We start from the raw sequence: 21,075 nt of genomic DNA, 5'->3' as shown, positions 1-21,075 counted from the left end.
GCACACCCCAGTTCTCCGGGGATCCTGACACGCGGCTCCGACAGACGGCACGGAGGAGGGGAGCGCCCGGACTGCTACGGCCGCTCCCCTCCTCCGCGTCGTACGGCAGCCAACGCCCGTACGGGACGGCTCAGACGCGCACGGAGTCGCGCTCCCGTCCGTCCTTGTCCAGCCGATCCTGCCCCGCTCCGCCCGCGTCGAGGCTCGCCCCCTCGATGTCCAGGTCCGGCAGGGCCCGCTGGAGCGGTTGCGGCAGCCACCAGGCGCTGCGGCCGAGCAGGGTCATCACGGCCGGTACGAGTGTCATGCGGACGACGAACGCGTCGACGACGACGCCGACCGCCAGCGCGAACCCGATCGACTTGATGATCGGGTCGTCCAGCAGGACGAACCCGCCGAACACCGCGGTCATGATGAGCGCCGCCGCGCTGACCACCCGCGCGTTGTGGCCGACGCCGCCCACCACCGCGTCCCGGGCGGAACTGCCGTGGACGAAGTCCTCACGCATGCGAGAGACGAGGAAGACCTCGTAGTCCATCGCCAGCCCGAAGAGGATTCCGATGAGCAGGATCGGCAGGAAGCTCACCAGGGGGCCCGGGGTGTCGATCCCGACGAGCTGGGCGAGGTGGCCCTGCTGGAAGATCGCGACCGTGATGCCGAACGTCGCACCCACGGTGAGCAGGAAGCCCAGCGCCGCCTTCAGCGGTACGAGCACCGAGCGGAACACCAGCATCAGCAGCAGCACCGAGAGGCCGACGACGAGCCCGAGGTAGACCGGCATGGCGTCGGCGAGCTTCTCCGAGACGTCGATGCCCAGCGCGGTGACGCCCGTCAGCGCGATGTCGGCGCCCTTGACCTGGCCGACCTTGTCGCGGATGGCGTGCACCGCCTTCTCGGTGGCCTCGCTGGTCGGGCCGGCCTTCGGGATGACGGCGAGGAGGGCGGTGGTGCCCGCCTTGTTGAACCGCGGCGGGGCGACGGCGAGGACGCCCTCCGCCTTCTGGATGAGGCCGGCGGCCTGGGTGGCCGCTTCCTTGGTCTGTGTCGGGTCGTCCGACGAGACGACGGCGAGCAGCCGCCCGTTGAAGCCCGGGCCGAATCCCTCGCTCGTCAGGTCGTACGCCTTGCGGGCCGGGGAATCCACGGCGGCGGTGCCCGCGTCGGGCAGGGCCAGTCGCATGTCCTGGGCAGGCAGTGCCAGCGCGCCGAGACCCGCGATGCCGACGACCAGCAGCGGAACGCGCAGCCTGGCGACGAACCGGCCCCAACGGAAGCCGAACGGCTCCGCGGCCCGGCCCGCTCCGGCCTTCGCCGCCCCGCTCTTCGCCGTCCCGCTCTTCCCCGTACAGCTCTTCTCCGTCCCGTTCTTCTCAGGCTGTGCCGGGTCCGCCCCGGCCTGCTCCGCCCCATATCCCTGCTTCCGCTCCTTGCGCAGTCGGCGCGGCAGCACCCGGTCACCGGCGAAGCCGAGCGCAGCGGGGAGCAGGGTGAGCGCGACGAGGACGGCGACCAGCACGGTTCCCGCCGCGGCCAGCCCCATGACGCTCAGGAACGGAATCCCGACGACGGACAGGCCGACCAGCGCGATGACGACAGTGGCACCCGCGAAGACAACGGCGGAACCTGCTGTTCCGGTGGCTCGGCCGACGGCCTCCTCACCGTCCATCCCGTCGGCGAGGTACTGCCGGTAGCGGGAGGTGATGAAGAGGGAGTAGTCGATGCCGACGGCCAGGCCCAGCATCAGCGCGAGGATGGGCGCGGTGCCGGTCAGTTCGACGACGCCGCTGAGCGCGAAGAGCCCCGCCATGCCGGCGGCAACGCCGATCAGTGCGTTCAGCAGGGTCATTCCGGCGGCGACCAGGGAGCCGAAGGTGAGGACGAGGACCACGGCGGCCACGGCGACGCCGATCGCCTCGGTGGAGCCCACCTCGACCTTGGCCGTCATCACCTCGCCGCCGTGCTCCACGGTGAGGCCCTGCGCGGCGGCGCCGGCCTTCTCGAAGGCGGTGCGCTCGGCGTCGGTGACGTCCTCGGCGCTCTTGGCGAACTGCACCTGGACCAGGGCATAACGGCCGTCCTGCGAAACGGACTTGGCCTGGAACGGGTCGACGGCGCCCAGTGCGCCGGGCACGGCCCCGGCCTCGCGCACGATCGGGGCGAGCCTGGCGGGCGTCAGCGTCTCGCCCTCGGGCGCGGCCACCACGACGGTGCCGGTGGTGCCACTGGCCTCGGGGAACTCATCCTTGAGCGCCGTCAGGGCGCGTTGTGACTCGGTGCCGGGCATGGTGAATTTGTCGGTCGTCGGCCCGTGGAAGAGGAGGGCCAGGGTGCCGAGCACAGCGAGCAGGACCAGCCAGCCGGCGGCTATGCGGCCCCGCCGGCGGAAGGAGAACCGGCCGAGCCGGTAGAGCAGGGATGCCATGCGGAGGGTGTCTCCTCGGTCGGTTCGGTACGGGGGAGGCGGCCGCCGGGACAGGGAAGGCGGGCCGCCCGGACAGGAGAGGGCGAATCGCCCGCACAGGGGGAGCGGGCGGCCCGGGTGGTCGGGTCGGGGGAAGCCCGGGGCTCGGGGCCGGGGGCTGTCCGGCGTCGGGGCCGGGGGCTATCCGGCGCGGTGACCGAGGAGGCGCAGGGCCCCTTCAACCAGTTCGTCGCGCAGGAGGTCGTCCGGCGCGTCGAGTTTGCTGGCACAGGTGACGAACACCGCGCCGAGGACCATGTGCGCGCTGATGACCCGTCTCGCGTCGCCGGACCCACCGCTCATGGCGACGACGAGGCGCTCCCCCAGGGCGGGAATGTCGCCCAGGGCGGGATTGCAGATCATCGTCGGGGTGTCCTCGAAGAGGATCTTCACCTCGCGCCGGTAGCGCAGGGCGAGGTCCACGTATCCCGTCACTGCCGCCTCCACCCGCTGCCCGGCGGGGAGAGAGGTCAGGTGGGTGTCGAGAGCGGCGAGCGCCTCGCCGGCAGGCGTGAGCAGCTCGGTGAGGATCGCTTCCTTCGTGCTGAAGTGATAGATCAGCGACGCCTTCGAGCAGCCCGCGCCGACGGCGATAGCGTGCAGTGACGTGCCGGCGAAGCCGCTCGTGGCGAACAGCCCCAGCGCCGATTCGAGGATCTGTCCGCGCATCGCGGACGCAGGTCGTGCCATGCGCTCCACAGTAACTGTCCGATCGGTCAGAACTGACCGATCGGACAGTCGATCGCTGTGAGCTGCGTCATTCCGCGCTTGCGCTCCAGGCCGTCACCGGTTGCCGAGCCTCAGCTCCGCCTCGTCCCCGGCCGGGAGGAACTCCGTTACCGGCCAGACGTGTTCGTCGATCCGGGTGCCGGCACCGGTGGTGTGTTCCGGGACCGCAAGCACCGGCCGCGGCAGGCCCTCGGTGCGCAGGTCCGCGTCGACGGCCGTCCCGTCGGAGAACTGCAGGTCCACACCGACCTGCCACGGCGCGGTGGCGAAGGCGCGAGGATCGGGCAGTGCCTGGAGGCGGCAGCGGACGCCGGGGAAGAGATGCGTGTAACCGCACACCGCCGGGTAGGTCTCGGGCTCGTGAGGTCCTGCGACGGGCTGGGGCACGGACGGGGCTCCGGGGTTCGGGACCCGCTTCCGGAATTCGCGGGCCTTGGTGTGTGAGGCGGGTGTCGCGTCGCAGGCCGTGTTGCCTCCGCGCGTCACGTCCGCGGAGAGGTCGGGTTCGGCATGCCCGGCCCAACGACACGGTGCTCCGGAGGAATCCCGCCATCCGGGTACGGAGCGATGGGGGTGGCCGGGTCCTGGTGCGGGGCGCCTGCCCGCCCGGTGCGGGACCAGCGGGACGCGCGGGCCGCCCCGCGCGACGTACCGGCCGGACGCACTTCCCCGGCGCGCGAACGTCAGGTCCCGGCGCGCGAACGTCAGGTCCCGGTGCGCGGCGTCAGGTCCCGGCGCGCGAACGTCACGTCCCGGCGCCCGGCGTCAGGTCCCGGCCGGGGTGCCGCGGCCGTGCCAGTCGAGGCAGACGATCATCGCGTCGTCGCTGTCGGGACCGGGGCGGCGGTGGGCGGCCAGTGCCTCCAGGACGGCCTGCGGCACTTGGGGGGCGGGGAGCAGGCGGGTGTGGTGGATGGCCCGGGTGAGGGGCCGTGCGCTGAAGAGCTCGCCGGAGGGCGACTGGGAGTCGTAGACGCCGTCGCTGACGAACAGCAGACGGTCACCCGGTTCGACGGTGAGGAACTGGGACGCGTAGGGAGTGTCCTCGAACATGCCGAGGGGCAGTTGTGCGACGAGTTCGACGGGCTCGACCACGCCGTCGCGCAGCCGCCAGATCTTGGGGGAACCCGCGTCGATGACCTCGACGGCGCCGGTGGCGAGGTCGAACTGGAGGAGCAGGGCGGACACGTGGAGTTTGCCCCGGTGCTCGCCGTAGAGGGCCTGGTCCGCCAGGGCCGCCTGGTCGGCGAGGGGGAGGCCGGCGCGGCGGGCGTTGCGCAGGGCGTTGACGGCGAGGTTGGTCAGCAGGGCGGCCTTGATGCCGTCGCCCATCCCGTTGGTGACGGTCAGGAGGAGGGAGTCGGCGGAGGTCGCCCAGTCGAAGTTGTCGCCGTAGATGGCGTAGGCGGGTTCCAGCTGGGCTCCGAGGGTGTACTCGGGACGGGTGCAGGAACGGCCCGGCAGCAGCTGCCACTGCATTTCGGCGGCCAGGGTGAGCCGCGAGGCGCGGCGCGCCTGGAGGTAGAGGTCGGTGTCGCGGTCGGCGACGACGAGCTCATGGGCGAGGACGCCTGCGAGCTGCTGGAGTTCGCCGAGCGCCCCGGGGGAGTGGCGGCCTTCGGGGAGCGTCACCGACAGCACGCCGAGCCGGTCCCCGCGGACGCTGACCGGCAGGTGCGTGGTCACTTCGGGCAGGGCAGGGGCTCCGTCGTCGGGACTCCTCGCCGCGGACAGGTGTGGGCGCGCGGACTGCGGGCAGCGGGTCCCGCAGACGTACGGTTGCTGGGCTCCCAGGGCCCGGCCGGGGTCGCTGCCCTGGACGGGAACCGGCTCCGCGGTATAAGGCAGAGTGGTGACGGGCCGGAGCATCTTCATGGAGTAGTCGGCCATCCACACGTCCACGGAAGTGGCCCCGTACTGGGTCGCGAGGGTGGTCCGGACCGTGTCGACGAGGGCATGGGGTGCCGCGGTGCGCAATGCGCGTTCGACAGCGGTGAAGCGGTCCATGAGAGGGCCGGGCCTTTCCCTGAGGTGCGAGAAGTTCGTCAGGTGATGCGGTACGACAGGTACGACTGGCAAACTGAGTGCTTGAGCGGTCCGCAGCGGCCGACTGGCTGAATCGGAGATGCGCGGTGCGGAGTACCGACCCGACTGCTGGACACCCTTCGGCGGGCGAGGCCGCGGCGGTGGCACGTGCGGTGGTCGAGGGACTGGAGATGCTCTGGGAGCGCGGCAGGGAAGCCGTGCCGAGCGCCCCCGTCTCCACGTCACAGCTGCGCGTGCTCTACATCCTCGACCAGCGGGACGGCACCAACCTGCGCAGGCTGGGAGAGAAGCTCGGGGCGGCCCCGTCCTCGGTGAGCCGGCTGTGCGACCGCCTCCAGGCACTCGGCTACGTCGACCGGTCCTTCGGCAGTTCCGACCGGCGTGAGGTGCAGGTGGGGATCACCGGTCCCGGCCGGGACTACCTCGCCGAGCTGCGGGCGCACCGGGAGAGGGAGCTCGCGGCCACCCTCGAGGCGATGACGAAGGAGGAGCGCGACGCGCTCGCCCTCGGTCTGCGTGCCTTCCGGCGGGCCAACGACGCGGCCGACAGCCGGCCGACGCCCGGACCGCGGGCGAACGGGGCCCCGGGAGAGCGTCACGAGGCGGAGCAGAGACCGCCGGCCGTGTTCCCGGTCCGGGGTGAGCGGGACGAGGCCTCGGTGGAGACCGTCCGTTCCGCCTGAGGCCCGGGATGCCGGAGCGGCACGGTAGTAGGAAGGGGGCACCTGGTCTCTCCGGATCCTGTGCCCGGCCGCACCCCGGGTCTCGCCGGCAGCGGCACCGTCGCCGAGGCCGTTCGTAGGAAGGCTGTCTGACGTCGTAAGAATGTTGTCTGACGGTCACTGTTGTCAAACAGCAAATGTACATGCAGTCAACTTTCCGCCACGCGGCCAGGCCCCTCAGTGCACCGCCCGGACTTCGGCGAGCAGGAGGGCCACGTCGTCCGGATCCTCCGGGCTGCGCATGGCGTCCACCAGACGGGCGCAGGTGGCGTCGAGATGCGACGGGGTGCTCCCCAGGGTCTTGAGGAGGGTGGCCAGCCGTTCGTCGATGGGGTCCTCACGGGTTTCCACGAGACCGTCGGTGTACAGGAGGAGCTGGTCACCGGGGCGCAGGGGGACGGTCGTGGTGGCGAAGTCGACCCCGCCGACGCCGAGGGGGGCTCCGGTGGGCAGGTCCAGCAGTTCGGGCTGGTGCCCGGGGCGGGAGAGGACCGGGGGGAGGTGGCCGGCGTTGGCGATGCGGCACTGCCCGGTGCCGGGGTCGTAGGTGGCGTAGAGACAGGTGGCGATGTAGTGCTCCAGGCCGAGGGTCAGGCGGTCGAGGTGACCGAGGATCCGGTCCGGGGGCAGGTCGAGGGCGGCGTAGGCGCGGGCGGCGGTGCACAGCTGCCCCATGGTGGCGGCCGCGTCGATGCCGTTGCCCATGACATCACCGATGACCAGTGCCGTCTTGTCGCCGTCCAGCGGGATGACGTCGTACCAGTCGCCGCCGACCTCGTTGGCTGCCTGGGCCGGCTGGTACAGCGAGGTGATCCGCAGGCCGGGACGCTGCGGCGGGGCCGGCGGCAGGAGGCTGCGCTGGAGGGTTTCGGCCGCGGTGCGCACGTTCTGGTGCAGCCGGGCGTTGTCAATGGCGATGGCGGCCCGGGCGGCGAGTTCACGGGCGAGCAGGACGTCGTCCGCGCCGAAGGGCTCGGGATTGTGCAGGCGCAGGAGGTCCAGGGCGCCGAGTATCTCGTCCCTGGCGATCAGCGGCACGGCCAGATAGGAATGGGCGCCGGAGCGCGCGAGGGTGGCCGCGGCCGCCGGGTCGCGGGCGATGCGCCGCAGGTCCTGTTCCCCGCAGTGGGCCACGAGGACGGGCCGCCCGGTGCGGACGCACCGGGTGATCAGCCGGTCAGGACCGTAGAGGGCGACCTCCCCGACCGGATCGACGACCCCGGTGACGTCGGTGGGGAAGGCCGAGGCGACGGCGAGCGCCCGGAACAGCTCCTCACCGCCCGGGTGCCGGGTGGAGGTGCGGCAGGTCAGCACGTCGTTCAGGACGTCGACCGCGCTGACGTCCGCGAGATCGGGGACGGCCACCTCGGCCAGCTCCCGTGCGGTCTGCTCGACCCCGAGCGTCGTGCCGATCCGGGCGGAGGCGTCCGCGATCAGGGTCAGGCGCCGCCGGGCCCGCTCGGCCTCGGCGGCGGCCAGATGGCGCTCGGTGACGTCCACGACCGAGGACGCCACCCCGATCACCCGGCCCGCGGGGCCGTGAATCCGGTAGTACGACACCGACCACGCCCGGTCGTGATCCGGGTCGGCGCGGGTGCGGCCCACCACGTACTGGTCGACGAGCGGCGTGCCCGTACGCAGCACGTGGCGCAGCGCCGACTCGACCGTCGCCACCCCGGCACTGGGCAGGATGTCGCGGGGGCTGCGGCCCAGGTGCCCGGCGGCCGGAACCCCGTTGATCCTCTCCAGGGCGGGGTTGACCAGCCGGTAGCGCAGATCGGTGTCCAGCAGCGCGAACCCCACCGGCGCCTGGGACACCAGCTGCTCGCACAGCGCCAGCCGGCCCTCGACCTCGTGCAGCGTCGTCTGGTCGACCGCCATCCCCAGCGCGTACACGTCCCCCAGATCGTCCAGCAGCCGGACGTTGCGGAACTCCACCTGCCGCGTCGTACCGTTCCTGTGCCGGACGGGAAACACTCCGGCCCAGCTCTGACCGGTGGCCATGACCCCGGCGAACAGCTCCGCCGCCGCCTCCCTGGTCTCCTCGCTGAGCAGCAGGCGCGCCGCGTACTGCCCCGTGGCCTCCTCGGCGGTGTAGCCGAAAGTGACGGTGGCCTGCGGACTCCAGAAGACGATGCGCCCCTTCAGGTCCAGGACCACCGCCGCGACGTTCAGATAGTCCAGCAGGCTTCCCGCGCTCTGCCAGCCCGCACCGGGGCCCGCCCCGGCCGCCCCGGAGCCGTCGGCCCGGGATGGTGCGTCCTGGGTCATCGCACGCTCCCTCCGCCTCCGAACCCCGCCGGCGTGCGAAACGCCGTCGGCCGAACGCTTTCCCCCACCATGCTGCGCCCTCGACCCGGGGAGGGGCATCCCGGAGTGCAGCGGCGACGGTCCCGCGCTCTCTGGGAGAGGGGGAAAATGCCTGATCGGACCCGGTGTACGAGTGCTAGTTTCGCTCGCATGCCCGAACTGATCAGCCCCACGGACCGACTCCGGCAGTCATGGACAGCGGCGCGTGACGAATGGCCTGCCGGGGCCCATCAAGACGGCACCGGGCTGCGCCTGGCCCCCGGGGCCGACCTCGCCGACCCCGCGGTCTTCTCGGCATGGGTCGAGCGGCTGAAGCAGCAGTCGGACACGTCGGTCGCCCTGGGGGAGGGGCGGGTCCACGCCACCCACTGGTGGATCGTCGAGGGGGACAGCTACCTGGGGGCCATCGATCTCCGGCACACCCTGAACGCCCTGCTGCGCGACGTCGGCGGCCACATCGGCTACAGCATCCGGCCCTCCGCCCGGAAACGCGGCCTGGCCACATGGGCCCTGGGCGCGGTGCTGCCCCAGGCGCGCGCACTCGGTCTGGAACGGGTGCTCGTCACCTGCGACGACGACAACATCGGGTCCGCCCGCAGCATCGAGCGCAACGGCGGAGTCCTGGAGGACGTCCGCACCACCGGCCAGGGCAGGAAGCGCCGTTACTGGATCACCCTGTAGACGGCGAGCCCTCTGCCGAGTTCTGCGCGCAGAACGCGCATGACCGCGGCGTTCCTCGCCGAAAGGTCGACCTGGAGGTGTGCCGGACCGGGCTCGGCGAGCAGCCGGCCCAGGAGTTCGGGTTTCGGACGGCGGCGAACCGGGGTTACTTCCCCCAGGGCGTGCGACCGAGGAGGACTTCTGATGCGCAGCGTGACCTACTCGATGGGCGTCTCGCTCGACGGCTACATCGTCGGACCGGACGGAAGGTTCGACTGGACGGAGCCCGACGACGAGGTCTTCCGCTTCTGGATCGACGAGATCCGGGACGTGGGTGTCCACCTGATGGGACGACGGCTGTACGAGACGATGCTGTACTGGGAGACGGTCGACCAGGACGCCTCGCTCGACGACGCCACGCTCGAGTGGGCCGGCCTCTGGAATCCGCTGCCCAAGGTGGTGTTCTCCCGCACCCTGTCCACGGTGCAGGGCAACGCGCGTCTGGCCTCCGGCGGCCTGGCCGAGGAGATCGCACGGTTGCGGGCGGAGCCGGGGGAGGGCGACATCGCGATCGGCGGCGCCGCTCTGGCCGCCGAGGCGGCCGCGTTGGGGCTGATCGACGAGTACCGGGCCATGGTCCACCCGGTGCTGGTGGGCGGCGGCACCCCGTTCTTCCCCCGGCACGAGCGCCGGGTGGATCTCGAACTCGTCGAGACCCGCACCTTCGGTCCGAAAGTCGTCTACCTTCGCCACCGTGTGACGCGCTGAAGGGCTCGTCCGCCGCACGCCCACCACGCCGGCGCACCCGGCGCGTCGCGGAGCCGTCCCGTGTCGAGGCCGGCGCACCCGGCGCTCGTGGTGCCGTCACGCGCTACGGCTCGAACGTGACGAAGGAGACGGCGACCAGGATGATCAGGAGTGCCAGTCCGGCCAGGAACCCCATCATCGCGGCGCTGCTGGAACGGGCCCTGTGGTCCCGGTCCTCCTCCAGGTTCTCCCGGTCGCTGATGCGCTCGTGGAGCTCCGTCGCCCGGGGATCGCCGGCCAGTTCTTCCCTGCCCTGCCTCACCAGGCGCGCCAGATCCCGGTCGGTGACCCTTCTCGCCCCGCCTGCGTCGGACCCCTCCGCCATCATGCACCTCACGATCGCCAGGTTCGATGTGCCCTCGACCCAAGCGTAGTCACCGGCGGCTGTCCGCGTACGGCTGTGAACCGCCAAATCAGCGAGTGGGAGCGGTGGTTGGGACTGGGACCGCCCTCCCCGTACCCGTCCTCGCCGTACCCGCCCTCGCCGTACCCGCCCTCCCCGTACCCGTCCTCGCCGCGTCACGCCTTGATCGCGTACACGATCAGGTTGTCCACCGGGTGGCCCTGGGCGTCGAAGGCGCCGTCGCAGGTGATCAGCCGCAGTGCCCGGCTCTGCGTGGGGCCGTAGACGCGCTCGGTGGGGAACGCGTTCTTCTTCACCGTTTCACGGCCGGTGACCTTGAAGCGGACCGTCGTCCCGCGCTCGTCGCGGACGGTGATGTCCGCTCCCTTGACGATCTTCTTGAGGTCGTGGAAGACGGCCCGGCCGTTGCGGGTCTCGTTGTGGCCGATCAGCACGGCGGGGCCGGGCGCGCCGGGAGCCGGCCCGCCGGTGTACCAACCGGTCGTCATGCCCTTGTCCGCGGGCGGCACTTCCACCGTGCCGTCCGCGTTGAGCCCCAGCCGCATGATGTCGCTCTGCACGCCGATGGACGGTATGGACAGCTGGACGGGCCGGCCGGAGCGGGACGGGGCGGCCTCCTCCGCCGCCCGGGACGCAGTGGTCTCCGCCGTCGCTGCCGGGCGGGCCGTGGGAGCCGTGGGCGGGGCGTCGGTGGAGCACCCGGACAGGGACAGGGACATGGCCACGGTCAGGCCCAGGCAGGCGAAGGCCGTGCGGAGGGCCGGCCCGCGCTGGGGGCGTGGGCGACGTCGGGACGTACGGGGCACGGTGCGGGCTCCTCGTAGGGGCGAAGGCCGACGGCCGGTGGACGGACGCCCTGTGCGGGCATCGCACTCACCGGCCGTCGGCAGAGGGTGGGTCAGCCGTTGTCGCGGGTGGCGGACCGGCGGCGGAACACCACGGTCGCGGCGCCCGCAAGGAGGAGCGCCGCTCCGGCGGCGGAGCCCATGACAGCGGTCGAACCGCCGCCCGCCGTGCCGGCGGACTCCTCACCGGCGGCGACCCCGCCGCGCGGTGCGGCCGAGGGCTGTGCGCCCGCAGGCTGTGCGCCCGCAGGCTGTGCGCCCGCAGGCTGTGCGCCCGCGGGCTGTTCCACGGCCGGGGCGGGGTGGTCGCCCGCCGCGACGCCACCGCGCGGCGCCTTCCCCGCGGGTGCCGGCGCGGACGTGCTGTCACTGCCCGCGCTCGGTGAGGCCGGAGCCGGCTGGTCCGGGGCCACGCTGGGGGTGCCGGGCGCGGGGGTCGCAGCCGCCCGGCCGGGGGCCGACGCGGCCGGGGCCGGGGCGGTGTCGGCGAAGGCCGATGCGGCCGGGAGGTAGATCGCGCCCACCGTGACAGCGGCGAGTACGGCGTGACGCAGGTGGGTCCTGCGGGACAGCAACGACATCGATAAGGCTCCGTTCCGGTTCGGCCTCGAACGTCGGCGCGGTACGGACACGTACCGCGCCGCGAGGCGCACCGACAGGCTGCCGAGAAGTTATGAAGAAGCTGTCAGGACGCTGTGGTCATCGGATCAGCCCTGCCTCGGCGGGGCTTCGAGGGCCCGGAGGCGAGCGCGGGTGCGATCTGAGGTGCCGGCGCACCGCCCACGCGTGAAGGCGGACGCGGACTCAGGCGTCGGACGCGGGCGCGGGCTCAGGCGTCCAACGCGGACGCGGGCTCAGGCGTCCGACGCGGGCGCGGACGCGAGACCGGCCCCGGCCCCGGTCCCGCTCTCGGCCCCGGCCCCGGTCTCGGGCGCGCGCGCCGACGGCGGTACGGCGGGCTCCGGCGAGGCCGGCAGCCGGAGGGTGAAGACCGAGCCCTCGCCCGGCGTGCTCGTCGCGGACGCCGTGCCCCCGTGTGCCTCCGTCAGTTTCCGTACGATAGCCAGGCCGAGACCACTGCCACCGGTGCGCCGGCTGCGGGACTTCTCGGCACGCCAGAAACGGTCGAAGACGTGCGGCAGGTCCTCGGGCGGGATACCGACCCCGGTGTCGGCGACGTCCACCCGTACCTCGTCCCCGGCCGCCGAAGTACCGGTGCGCAGGGTGACCCGGCCACCGCGCGGAGTGTGCCGGACCGCGTTGGAGACCAGGTTGCCGACGGCCTGGCGCACCCGTACCGGATCTGCCCGCAGGGCGGGCTCGGGGCGGCCCGGCAGCGGGTCGCTCACCGTCAGGGCGACTCCGGCCGCCTCCGCGTGCGCCTGGTGCGCGGCGGCGACCTGGGCCAGCAGCTCCCCGATGCGTACCGGCTCCAGGCGCAGCCGCAGCGCCCCGGCGTCCGCCTGGGCGAGGTCCTGGAGGTCGTCGATGATGTGCTGGAGCTGCATGGCCTCCTCGTGCAGCGAGGCGATGAACGCCGGGTCGGGCTCGGCCACCCCGTCCTGGGCGGCCTCCAGCCAGCCCCGGATGTTGCTCAGCGGGGTGCGCAGTTCGTGCGCCACGTCGCTGACCATGGCCTTGCGCTGGGACTCCAGCCGGGCGCGGTGCGCGGACATGTCGTTGAACGTGGCGGCGAGCCGGCCGATCTCGTTGTCCGCGGCAACCCGCACCGGCGCCGTGTCCGCACCGTCCCGCATCCGCTGGGCGGCACCGGTCAGCGCGTGCAGCGGACGTACGAGGCGTACGCCCGCGAGCACCGAAGCACCCACGGTGAGGGCCAGTACGAGGGCGGCGACGCCCGCGATTTTCGCGGTGTTCGCCGGGGAGAGGTCAAACCCGGGCACGGTGGCCGCGCCGGTGTCACCGATGAACAGCAGCGCGGCCGGGGCGACGTACGACCCGAGCTGTTCACGGCGTGCCGTGCCGACGCAGGAGGCGATGTCCCTGTCGATCTCGGTGTCGCGCGGGAGCACGGTGGCCTCGACGTCCGGAGCAGCGCCGGTGGAGGGCCGGGGTGCGGGTGCCCGCGAGGGATCGGCGGGCGGAGCCGGCACCGGGCCCAGGCCCGGGTCCTGCCCCCAGGAGAGGTCCGGCTTCAGCTGGACGCCCTCGCGGCCCTGTCGCTTCAGGCACGCGTTCGCCAGCTGGTTGAGGGCGCTGAGGGCCCTGCGCTCCGTCGCCGTGGGCGCGTCCAGGGCGTCGGTCGCACATCCGGAGCCCTGGAGCCGGCCGGAACCGTTGCCCACCATCTGGATCCTGGGCCGGCCGCTCGGACCCGCGACCACGTCGGATGCGGTTCCCGACGCGCTGAGGCAGGCCACCACCCGGTCGGCGATCCGCCGCAGTTCCCTGAGCTCCCCCGCCGGCAGCCGGAACGGGCCGACGGCCCGCGGGTCTATCCGGTCCGCGGCGGGCCCCGCGGCCCCGGAGCTCCCCGAACTCTGCGCCGCCAGCGCGGTGTCCACGGAGAGCGGGTCGACGACCGCGGACGCCTGGGCGGGAAGCGCGGGCGCGGTGGGCGCGGCTGCCGAGTCGGCGAGCGGTATCCGGCTCCCCGTGGTCAGGGTGACCCGGCGGCCGGACTGTTCGGCCAGTTCCCGTACGGTCCGCTCGACGCCGTCCCAGCTGTGGTGGGCCGCCGCGTACCCCAGCAGGCTGTGGTAGATCCGGGCGTCGGCGGCCAGGTTCTGGCCCTGCTCCTGGCGGATGGCGCCCGAGGTCGTCTGTACGGCGAGCCAGGCGGTGGCGGCCACCGAGCAGGACGCCACCAGCGCCGAGACGGCGAGCAGCCGCCCCAGCAGGCTCTTGCGCAGGGGGAGACGGACGTGTTGCCGGGCCGCCGGGGCCTGTTGTGCCGTAATGGCCTGTCGTGCCGCCGTGGGCTGTTGCGCCGCCGTGGGCGGTGATGCCGCGGCGGTCTCCTGGTGGCCGCGCGGACGGTTCCTACGAGGACGCACTGGCCGCCGCCCCGGCCGGGTCGGTCAGCTTGTAGCCGACGCCGAAAACGGTGAGCAGCCGGGTGGGCCGGCGCGGGGCGGGCTCGATCTTCTTGCGCAGGTTCATGACGTGCACGTCGACGGTGCGGTCGCTGATGTACCGGTCGAAGCCGTGCAGTTCGGCGAGCAGCTGCTGACGGGAGAAGACCCGGTCGGGTTCGGCCGCGAGCGCGCCGAGCACCCGGAACTCTCCGGGCGTGCACTCCACCGCGCGGCCGTCCACCGACACCAGGTGCCGCACGGGGTCGACCACGAGCCCGCCCACGGTGAGCACGCCGTCGGCGGCGGGGGTTTCGCCGGCCGGGCGCCGGGTGCGGCGCAGCAGCGTACGCACCCGGGCCATCAGCTCGCGGGGGCTGTAGGGCTTGGTGACGTAGTCGTCCGCACCGAGGTCGAGGCCGAGCAGCAGGTCGTCCTCGGTGGAGCGGGCGGTCAGCATCAGCACGGGCACCTCGCGCTGCTCGGCGCGCAGGACGCGCACCACGTCCAGTCCGTCCGCCCGGGGCATCATCACGTCGAGGACGAGCAGGTCGGGCTCCCCCTGCCGGACGGCTTCCAAGGTGGCGAGACCGTCCCCGACGGCGGTGACGTGATGGCCCTCGCGCTCGAGATAGCGGCGCAGGAGCTCGGCCTGCTTCTCGTCGTCCTCGGCGATGATCACATGAGCGCACACGGGGCAGAGCGTACAGGCGAGCGATCCCGCGCTGGTTCGATGTGTGTCAACATAGACGCATGTCGAATGCGAAGGTGCTGGAGCCGCTCGAACTCGCGGGGCCCGCCGTGGTGCCGTGCTGCACGCCGCTGACCGAGCGCCCGATGAGCGCGGACGAGGCCGAGACGGCCGCGCGGATGTTCAAGGCCCTGGGCGACCCGGTCCGGCTGCGGCTGTTCTCCGCGGTGGCCTCGCACGAGGGCGGGGAGGCGTGCGTGTGCGACATCTCCGACGTCGGTGTCTCCCAGCCCACGGTGTCGCACCACCTGAAGAAGCTGAAGGAGGCCGGGCTCCTCACCTCCGAGCGGCGCGGCACCTGGGTGTACTACCGGGTCGAGCCTTCGGTGCTCGCCGCGATGGGCAAACTGCTGGCCATGCCGGCCGGGTCCTGACCCGTACACGGGAATCCAGCAGCCGGAAGGCCGTACGTTCAGGACCGGAAGGCCGTACGTTCAGGACCGGAAGCCCGTACGTTCAGGACCGGAAGCCCGTACGTTCAGGTCCGGAAGTTCGTACGTACAGGCCCGGGAGGCCGTATGTTCGGCACCGGCCGTACGAGAACCGAGGGGGACGCGGTGAGCGGGGCGCTGAGTGCGGTGGTGGCACCACTGACGGCGGAGCACGCCGAGCAGGTGCTGGACATCTACCGGGCGGGCATCGAGGAGGGCAACGCCACCTTCGAGACCGGCCCGCCGACCTGGGAGGCGTTCTGCGCCTCGAAGCTGCCCGCGCACCGCTTCGCCGCCCTGGACGAGGGCGGTGCGGTACGGGGCTGGGTGGCGGCGAGCGGGGTCTCGGACCGGTGCGTGTACGCGGGCGTGGTCGAGCACTCCGTCTACGTCCACCCCGCCGCCCGCGGCCGCGGCATCGCCTCGGCGCTCCTCAAGGCGCTGATCGACTCCACCGAGCGGGACGGGATCTGGACCATCCAGGCGGGGATCTTCCCCGAGAACACGGCCAGTCTCGCCGTGCACGAGCGGGCCGGCTTCCGGATCATCGGCACCCGCGAGCGGATCGGCCTGCACCGCGGTGTCTGGCGCGACGTCGTCCTCGTGGAACGCCGCAGCCCCGCCGTCCCCTAGCGCACTGCCGCCCCCGGCCCGTCGCCCCAGGACTCCCGGTCAGGGCGCCGAATCACCGGTGGATCCACGGCCCAACCGCCCCTGGACAGGCAGGAATCCCTTCTGGCGGCCCGCTGCGCCTGGCTAGGCTCGGGTGCATGAAACTCGGCGTGAACGTCCTCAACTTCGGCCCCGGCACCGACCCGGGAGTCCTGCGGAACTGGGCCAGGACCGTGGAAGGCCTGGGCTTCGACCTGCTGATGGTCTCGGACCACATCGCCGTCACGCCCGATGTCGCCGAGCGCTATCCGGCACCCTTCTACGAGCCCTTCACCACCCTGTCCTGGCTGGCCGGCCTCACCACCCGGATCCAGCTCGGCACCACCGTCCTCATCGCGCCCTACCGGCACCCGCTGCTCACCGCCCGGATGGCGGCCAATCTGAACGAACTGAGCGACGGACGCCTGGTCCTCGGCGTGGGCGTGGGCTGGGCCCGGCAGGAGTTCGCCGCACTCGGCATGCCCTTCACCCGGCGCGGGCAGCTGACCGACGACCACCTGCGGGACATCCGGGCGGCCTGGACGGACACCGCGGCGTACGGCACGCGCGACATCCCGGTGTGGGTCGGCGGCAACAGCGACGCGGGCATGCGCCGGGCCGTACGGCTCGGCGACGCCTGGCACCCCCTGCGTCCCACCCTGCCTTGGCTGCGCGAGGCCGCGGTCAGGATGCGGGCGTACGCGGACGAGCACCACCTTCCCGTCCCCGCCCTGGCCCCCCGGATCGTCCTGCGGCCCACCGCGGCACCGGTCACCGGACCGGAACGGCTAGCCGGCGAGGGCACCCTCGACCAGATCATGGACGACCTCGCCCAACTGAAGCTGCTGGGCGCCGAGTCCGTCGTCCTCGACACCTACCGGGGCGACCCCCGCGAGACGGCTCACCCCCACGCGGCCTGGCAGTCCCTCGCCGCGGTGGCCGCACACTTCCAGGCCCCGCCCACCCCGCAGGACCAGTCATGACCACGCCCGCACGAGACGGGTCCGGCCGCAACCCCGCCCGTAGCCGTACACCCAGCAGAGGGACCCGTCGCGCGGCATCCTGGCACGCTCGTCGCCGGCGGGCCCGGGCCGAACGCCCTGGCTCTCCATCCGGCCCGGCACCCCGGTCAGGACCTGCGAAGGAGGGACACGGGGACCGCCGCATCACTCGTTTGACATGGGGCCGCAGCGGTGCCGGCCAGGACACGCCCGGGTGCGCGTACCGCGACGACCAGCGAAGTCGCCGCCGGTGAAAGGGCGTCAGCCGGAGCCGCACGGGTACGGCTGACGGGACCTCAGGATGCGGACTCGGGCGGGGGGCCTTCTGCTCGGAGGGTGAGCCCGATCCACCGGCGCGGTGCACAGGTGCCGCCCCGGGCTTCCTGGAGGTCATTTCCTTGCGTTCGCTGAAGATAGCCACCGGCACCGTCCTGGCCGGCACCGTCCTTCTCGCCGCGGCCCCGCTCACCGCACACGCCGCCCAGGCCGCTCCCTCCGGTTGCGAGGAGGCCAAGTCGATGGCCCTGGAGGCCGAGGACGACTACAAGGCGGTCAAGAAGCAGTACGAAGACGGCGACAAGTCGCTGAAGCAGCAGGTCGACGAGGCCGAGCAGAACGCGAACATGCTCGCCTCCGGGGCCCAGCGCGCCTGCGGTGACACCGTCATGAACCCCACCCACCCCGTGGAGAAGCACCCCAGGGGGGCCATGCACACCGGTGTGGGCGGCACCAGCGACAACAACAGCACCGAGATCACCGTCGGCCTCGGCGTGGCCGCAGCTCTCGGCGCGGGTGCGCTGCTGCTCACCCGGCGCCGCGGCAACGGCCAGGTCTGACCGGACAACACCCGGTAAGGACCGGGCCCGGCCGGTGCTCCCGTGTCCCGCGGAAGCACCGGCCGGGCCCGGCCGCCCCTTCTGAACGAAGAGCGCTCATCCCTGCCTGCTCATCCCTGCCTACGGGAGACCACGGGAGGAGAGCGCCCGCCGGTAAGAGAGCAGGGCAAGCGTGGAGCAGACTCCGCCCGGGTTCCGGGAGCGAGTGAACAAGGCCGCCCGCACCACGGTGGCCCTCGTGCTGCTCTACTGGGGACTGACCGTCCTCAGCGACGAGAACCTGGCACCCCCGCCACCGCAGCCCGGCGCCGCCCAGGCCTTCGGCAGCGGCAACGCACACCCCGTCGAGGCCGCCCGCCCCCACCCTCCGCTCCCCGCCGTCACCCCCTCGCGCGTGGTGATTCCGGAGCTGAAGGTCGACGCGCCGCTGACGGGCCTCGCCCTGGAGGACGACGGGCGGATCGCATCGCCCCCGGAGAGCGACCGCAACCTCGCGGGCTGGTACCAGGACGGCACGCCCCCCGGCGCCGCGGGCACCTCGATCCTCGCCGGGCACGTGGACACCGCCCAGGGCCCTGCCGTGTTCTACGGCCTGGGATCCCTGGTCAGGGGCAACACCATCCACATCCCGCGCACCGACGGCATCACTGCCGTGTTCACCGTCGACGCCGTCGAGGTCTACCCCGCCGACGCCTTTCCCGATGCCAAGGTCTACGGCCCCTCGGACACACCGCAGCTGCGCCTGATCACCTGCGGTGGCGGCTTCGACAAGAAGACCCGGCGCTACCTGGGCAACGTGGTCGTCTTCGCCCACCTGACGGGTCGCGCTTGAGCGGTGCGGCCGGTGCGGCCGGTGGGGTCGAGATGATTCTGATTCCTCTCTGCCCGACACCTGGAAATCTGTCATCGCTGGAGTAGACATTGCGGAGTGGCCTCGTTATGGTTTCTCTCGTAGCCAGAGAGACCGCAGGGCCCGGCAGAGACGAACTGCCGGGCGGCATTACCCGCAACAGCAGTACCCGCAGGACGGTGCGGCGGTGGAGTTCCGAAGCCAGGGAAGTCGCAGGACGGTGACGGGACTGACGGCCGGACCGGGTGGCCCGCAGTGATCAGGGGCCGCCACCAGCAGTACCGAGTAGCAGTACCCGCAAGTGAAGTGCTCAGCAGCGCAGTTGAGTGAGCAGTACCTCGGTGAAGGCGTCGGCTGCGGGCGCGCGCACCGAGCAGCAATCGCAGTGGATCACAGCATCACAGAGGGAAGAACGGAGGAGCGAAGCGCCATCGGGATCGCCCGGGCCGAGCCCGGGTACCGCAGGACATCGACAGTGAGGTGGTCTCCGGTCAAGCAACCGCGATCCCCGCGCCCCGGCCACAGCGGTCGGGCCAGCGGAAAAAGAGAGCCGGCGCAGAGCCAGAGCCGGCAGATGGTGTAGCAGTTCCTTCGGGGCCCGGGTGCCAGATGGCACCCGGGCCCCTCCAGCGCGTTTACGGAGAGGTGCCCATGACAGCAGACAACTCGTACGACCGACTCGATGACGACGACTATCCCGCCTACACCATGGGCCGGGCCGCCGAGATGATCGGCACCACCCAGGGCTTCCTCCGCGCCCTCGGCGACGCCCGCCTCATCACCCCGTTGCGCTCGCAGGGCGGTCACCGCCGTTACTCCCGCTACCAGCTGCGCATCGCCGCCCGGGCCCGGGAACTCGTCGACCAGGGCACGCCCATCGAGGCGGCCTGCCGGATCATCATCCTCGAGGACCAGCTCGAAGAGGCCCAGCGGATAAACGCCCAGTACCGGCGCACCGCGGAGTCGGCGGGCCCGGCCGGAGCGGGTGCGGAGGGCTGAGAGCTGGGGGCCGAGCATTCCCGGCGGGTGGCGGCGCGGCGTGCGTCCGGTGGCAGCGCCCTCGCCCATGGAGCTCTCGGCCATCAGGGCACGACCTCCGGAGCGGTCCCGGTGGTGGCCTTCCGTCCGCTCCTCGTAGTGCCGCCGCTGACGACGTGCGCCGGGAGTACGCGCTCCGCACAGAGCAGAATCGCGGCGCCTGCCAGCACCATCAGCGCCAGAACCGTCCACAGCTGCCACTGCCCCGAGTCGAGCAGGAACCCCAGCAGTACGGGAGCGAGGGTGCGGCAGAGTGACCAGGAGAGCTGGTAGACCGACAGATACCGGCCCCGCAGATGATCGGGGGCGGCCTGCACGGACAGGCTCTGCGACGGAGCGGAGTGGACGAGTTCACCCGCGGTGTAGAGCACCGCGACCGCCACGACAGCGACGAGGGCGCCGGTGCCGTCGGTGAGGTGGGGAAGGGCGGCGAAGGCGCCGAAGGACAGTGCGAAGATGCCCGCGCCGGCCGCGGCCGTACGGGTGCGTCTGCCGCGCAGGGTCCGGCGCGCGAGGGGGACGCCGAGCGCGGCGACCAGGACGGTGTTCAGGGCGAACACGACTCCGGCCAGTGCACCGGGAACGCCGACGTCACGGGTGAGGAAGATCGGCAGAGCGATGGCCTGGGTGGTGTAGCCGAAGGCGATCAGGAAGTTGGCGGTGGTGAGGAACAGGTAGGGGCGGTCGGCGAGCACCTGCCGGTATCCGCCCCTGGGGTTCAGCGCCGGCTCGGCCCCTCCCTGTGCGGTCACAGCCAGGGCTGCCTGGGGCCCACGCCGGTCGGGTACGGCGTGGGGAGTGTCGGGCCCCCACCGGTCGGCCACCGCCCGGGCTGCCTCGGGCCCGCGTGGAGCGGGCACGGTCCCAGGCGCTTCGGGCCCGCTCGGCGCGGCTGCGCCCCGGGGCATTTCGGTCCCGCCCCGGACGGCCGGAATCCGGGACACCAGTACAGCGGCGAGGGCGAACACCGCGGCCAGGGCCATGGCGGCCCCGATGAAACCGGCGCTGCCGTTCCACGCCAGCATGCCCGCCGCCGCCAGGCTGCCGCACCCCATGCCGGCATTGCGCAGGCTGCGGTCCCAGGCCAGCAGCCGGTCGCGCTCGGGGCCCCGGGCGATCTCGCCGATGAGGGCGTGCTGGCTGGGCGACGAGGCCCACATGCCCACCGCGACGACGAGGGCGATGGCCACGAAGGCCGGATAGGAGTCGGCGAAGGGGTACGCGGCGAAACCGGCGGCACGCATCGCAAGGACGCCGATGAGTACATGACGGCCGCTGAACCGGTCGATGAGGACGCCCGCGACCGGCATGAACAGCAGGGCGCAGAGCCCGGCGACCGTCAGCCCCGCGCCGATCGACGTCAGGGACAGGCCCGTGAGCGAGTGGACGAACAGCATCGTCAGCGGCACGTAGATGCCGTCGCCGATCGAGCTGACCAAGCTCGCGGCGATCAGCCGGCGCCGGGTGCGGACCGCCGGATCAGCGGAAGCCGAGGCGCGGGAAACGGATTCATCTTCCATGGAAGGTAATTTATCATC

20 protein-coding genes are annotated in these 21,075 nt (G+C 72.5%); 9 read left to right on the top strand and 11 right to left on the bottom strand.

What is annotated here, in order from left to right; all coding sequences use genetic code 11:
• Positions 1-130: 130 nt before the first annotated feature.
• From ACFWVV_RS07950 to ACFWVV_RS07935, 4 genes are all read right to left on the bottom strand, one after another.
• Positions 131-2,422, bottom strand: a complete 2,292-nt coding sequence (locus ACFWVV_RS07950) for an MMPL family transporter (RefSeq protein ID WP_384357940.1) — start codon at positions 2,420-2,422, stop codon at positions 131-133.
• A 180-nt stretch (positions 2,423-2,602) separates the two neighbouring features.
• Positions 2,603-3,151 (bottom strand): TetR/AcrR family transcriptional regulator, encoded by a 549-nt coding sequence (locus ACFWVV_RS07945; RefSeq protein ID WP_384357942.1) that lies wholly within the window; start codon positions 3,149-3,151, stop codon positions 2,603-2,605.
• Positions 3,152-3,244: 93 nt separating this feature from the next.
• Complete coding sequence (locus ACFWVV_RS07940) at positions 3,245-3,577, bottom strand: hypothetical protein (RefSeq protein ID WP_384357946.1); 333 nt, start codon at positions 3,575-3,577, stop codon at positions 3,245-3,247.
• A gap of 378 nt (positions 3,578-3,955) precedes the next feature.
• Entirely contained in the window at positions 3,956-5,197 is a 1,242-nt protein-coding gene (locus ACFWVV_RS07935; protein WP_384357948.1) for a PP2C family protein-serine/threonine phosphatase, read from the bottom strand.
• A gap of 125 nt (positions 5,198-5,322) precedes the next feature.
• Between ACFWVV_RS07935 and ACFWVV_RS07930 the strand changes: the two genes are divergently transcribed.
• A complete protein-coding gene (locus ACFWVV_RS07930; RefSeq protein WP_384357950.1) occupies positions 5,323-5,919 on the top strand; it encodes a MarR family winged helix-turn-helix transcriptional regulator in 597 nt (198 codons plus the stop codon).
• 216 nt (positions 5,920-6,135) lie between these two features.
• On the opposite strand, the gene ACFWVV_RS07925 is transcribed toward ACFWVV_RS07930, so the two are convergent.
• A complete protein-coding gene (locus ACFWVV_RS07925; RefSeq protein WP_384357952.1) occupies positions 6,136-8,229 on the bottom strand; it encodes a SpoIIE family protein phosphatase in 2,094 nt (697 codons plus the stop codon).
• Between the two features lie 189 nt (positions 8,230-8,418).
• Between ACFWVV_RS07925 and ACFWVV_RS07920 the strand changes: the two genes are divergently transcribed.
• Positions 8,419-8,949: a GNAT family N-acetyltransferase gene (locus ACFWVV_RS07920; RefSeq protein WP_384357954.1), complete on the top strand. Its 531-nt coding sequence runs from the start codon at positions 8,419-8,421 to the stop codon at positions 8,947-8,949.
• A gap of 183 nt (positions 8,950-9,132) precedes the next feature.
• On the top strand, positions 9,133-9,696 hold the full coding sequence (locus tag ACFWVV_RS07915; RefSeq protein ID WP_384357956.1) for a dihydrofolate reductase family protein: 564 nt from the start codon (positions 9,133-9,135) through the stop codon (positions 9,694-9,696).
• 103 nt (positions 9,697-9,799) lie between these two features.
• On the opposite strand, the gene ACFWVV_RS07910 is transcribed toward ACFWVV_RS07915, so the two are convergent.
• The 5 genes from ACFWVV_RS07910 to ACFWVV_RS07890 all read right to left on the bottom strand — a co-directional run bounded on the left by ACFWVV_RS07910 (position 9,800) and on the right by ACFWVV_RS07890 (position 14,673).
• On the bottom strand, positions 9,800-10,063 hold the full coding sequence (locus ACFWVV_RS07910; RefSeq protein ID WP_384357958.1) for a hypothetical protein: 264 nt from the start codon (positions 10,061-10,063) through the stop codon (positions 9,800-9,802).
• 191 nt (positions 10,064-10,254) lie between these two features.
• Positions 10,255-10,905 carry a class F sortase gene (locus ACFWVV_RS07905; protein WP_384357960.1) on the bottom strand — a complete coding sequence of 217 codons (651 nt, stop codon included), beginning with the start codon at positions 10,903-10,905 and terminating at the stop codon, positions 10,255-10,257.
• Positions 10,906-10,997: 92 nt separating this feature from the next.
• Positions 10,998-11,516, bottom strand: coding sequence for a hypothetical protein (locus ACFWVV_RS07900; RefSeq protein WP_384357972.1), 519 nt, complete (start codon positions 11,514-11,516; stop codon positions 10,998-11,000).
• Between the two features lie 282 nt (positions 11,517-11,798).
• The gene (locus ACFWVV_RS07895; RefSeq protein ID WP_384357974.1) at positions 11,799-13,817 is read right to left on the bottom strand and encodes a sensor histidine kinase; all 2,019 of its coding nucleotides are present in this window, start codon (positions 13,815-13,817) and stop codon (positions 11,799-11,801) included.
• Positions 13,818-13,947: 130 nt separating this feature from the next.
• Positions 13,948-14,673 (bottom strand): response regulator transcription factor, encoded by a 726-nt coding sequence (locus ACFWVV_RS07890; RefSeq protein ID WP_384357962.1) that lies wholly within the window; start codon positions 14,671-14,673, stop codon positions 13,948-13,950.
• Between the two features lie 59 nt (positions 14,674-14,732).
• On the opposite strand from ACFWVV_RS07890, the gene ACFWVV_RS07885 reads away from it, so the two are divergent.
• The 6 genes from ACFWVV_RS07885 (at position 14,733) to ACFWVV_RS07860 (ending at position 19,498) form a co-directional block, all read left to right on the top strand.
• On the top strand, positions 14,733-15,104 hold the full coding sequence (locus tag ACFWVV_RS07885) for an ArsR/SmtB family transcription factor (RefSeq protein WP_384357964.1): 372 nt from the start codon (positions 14,733-14,735) through the stop codon (positions 15,102-15,104).
• 144 nt (positions 15,105-15,248) lie between these two features.
• The gene (locus ACFWVV_RS07880) at positions 15,249-15,794 is read left to right on the top strand and encodes a GNAT family N-acetyltransferase (protein ID WP_384357966.1); all 546 of its coding nucleotides are present in this window, start codon (positions 15,249-15,251) and stop codon (positions 15,792-15,794) included.
• Positions 15,795-15,931: 137 nt separating this feature from the next.
• A complete protein-coding gene (locus ACFWVV_RS07875; protein ID WP_384357968.1) occupies positions 15,932-16,795 on the top strand; it encodes a TIGR03619 family F420-dependent LLM class oxidoreductase in 864 nt (287 codons plus the stop codon).
• 416 nt (positions 16,796-17,211) lie between these two features.
• The gene (locus ACFWVV_RS07870) at positions 17,212-17,649 is read left to right on the top strand and encodes a hypothetical protein (RefSeq protein WP_384357970.1); all 438 of its coding nucleotides are present in this window, start codon (positions 17,212-17,214) and stop codon (positions 17,647-17,649) included.
• Positions 17,650-17,821: 172 nt separating this feature from the next.
• Positions 17,822-18,481 (top strand): class F sortase, encoded by a 660-nt coding sequence (locus ACFWVV_RS07865; RefSeq protein WP_384356467.1) that lies wholly within the window; start codon positions 17,822-17,824, stop codon positions 18,479-18,481.
• Between the two features lie 669 nt (positions 18,482-19,150).
• Positions 19,151-19,498, top strand: coding sequence for a MerR family transcriptional regulator (locus ACFWVV_RS07860; protein WP_384356463.1), 348 nt, complete (start codon positions 19,151-19,153; stop codon positions 19,496-19,498).
• Positions 19,499-19,581: 83 nt separating this feature from the next.
• Here ACFWVV_RS07860 and ACFWVV_RS07855 read toward each other — a convergent pair whose 3' ends face one another.
• Positions 19,582-21,057: an MFS transporter gene (locus ACFWVV_RS07855; RefSeq protein ID WP_384356460.1), complete on the bottom strand. Its 1,476-nt coding sequence runs from the start codon at positions 21,055-21,057 to the stop codon at positions 19,582-19,584.
• Positions 21,058-21,075: the final 18 nt, after the last annotated feature.

It is taken from the genome of Streptomyces sp. NPDC058663 (assembly GCF_042716745.1).
Lineage (GTDB): Bacteria > Actinomycetota > Actinomycetes > Streptomycetales > Streptomycetaceae > Streptomyces.
The sequence above is the reverse complement of the archived record's forward strand: the minus strand, read 5'-3'. Positions and strand labels throughout refer to the sequence as shown.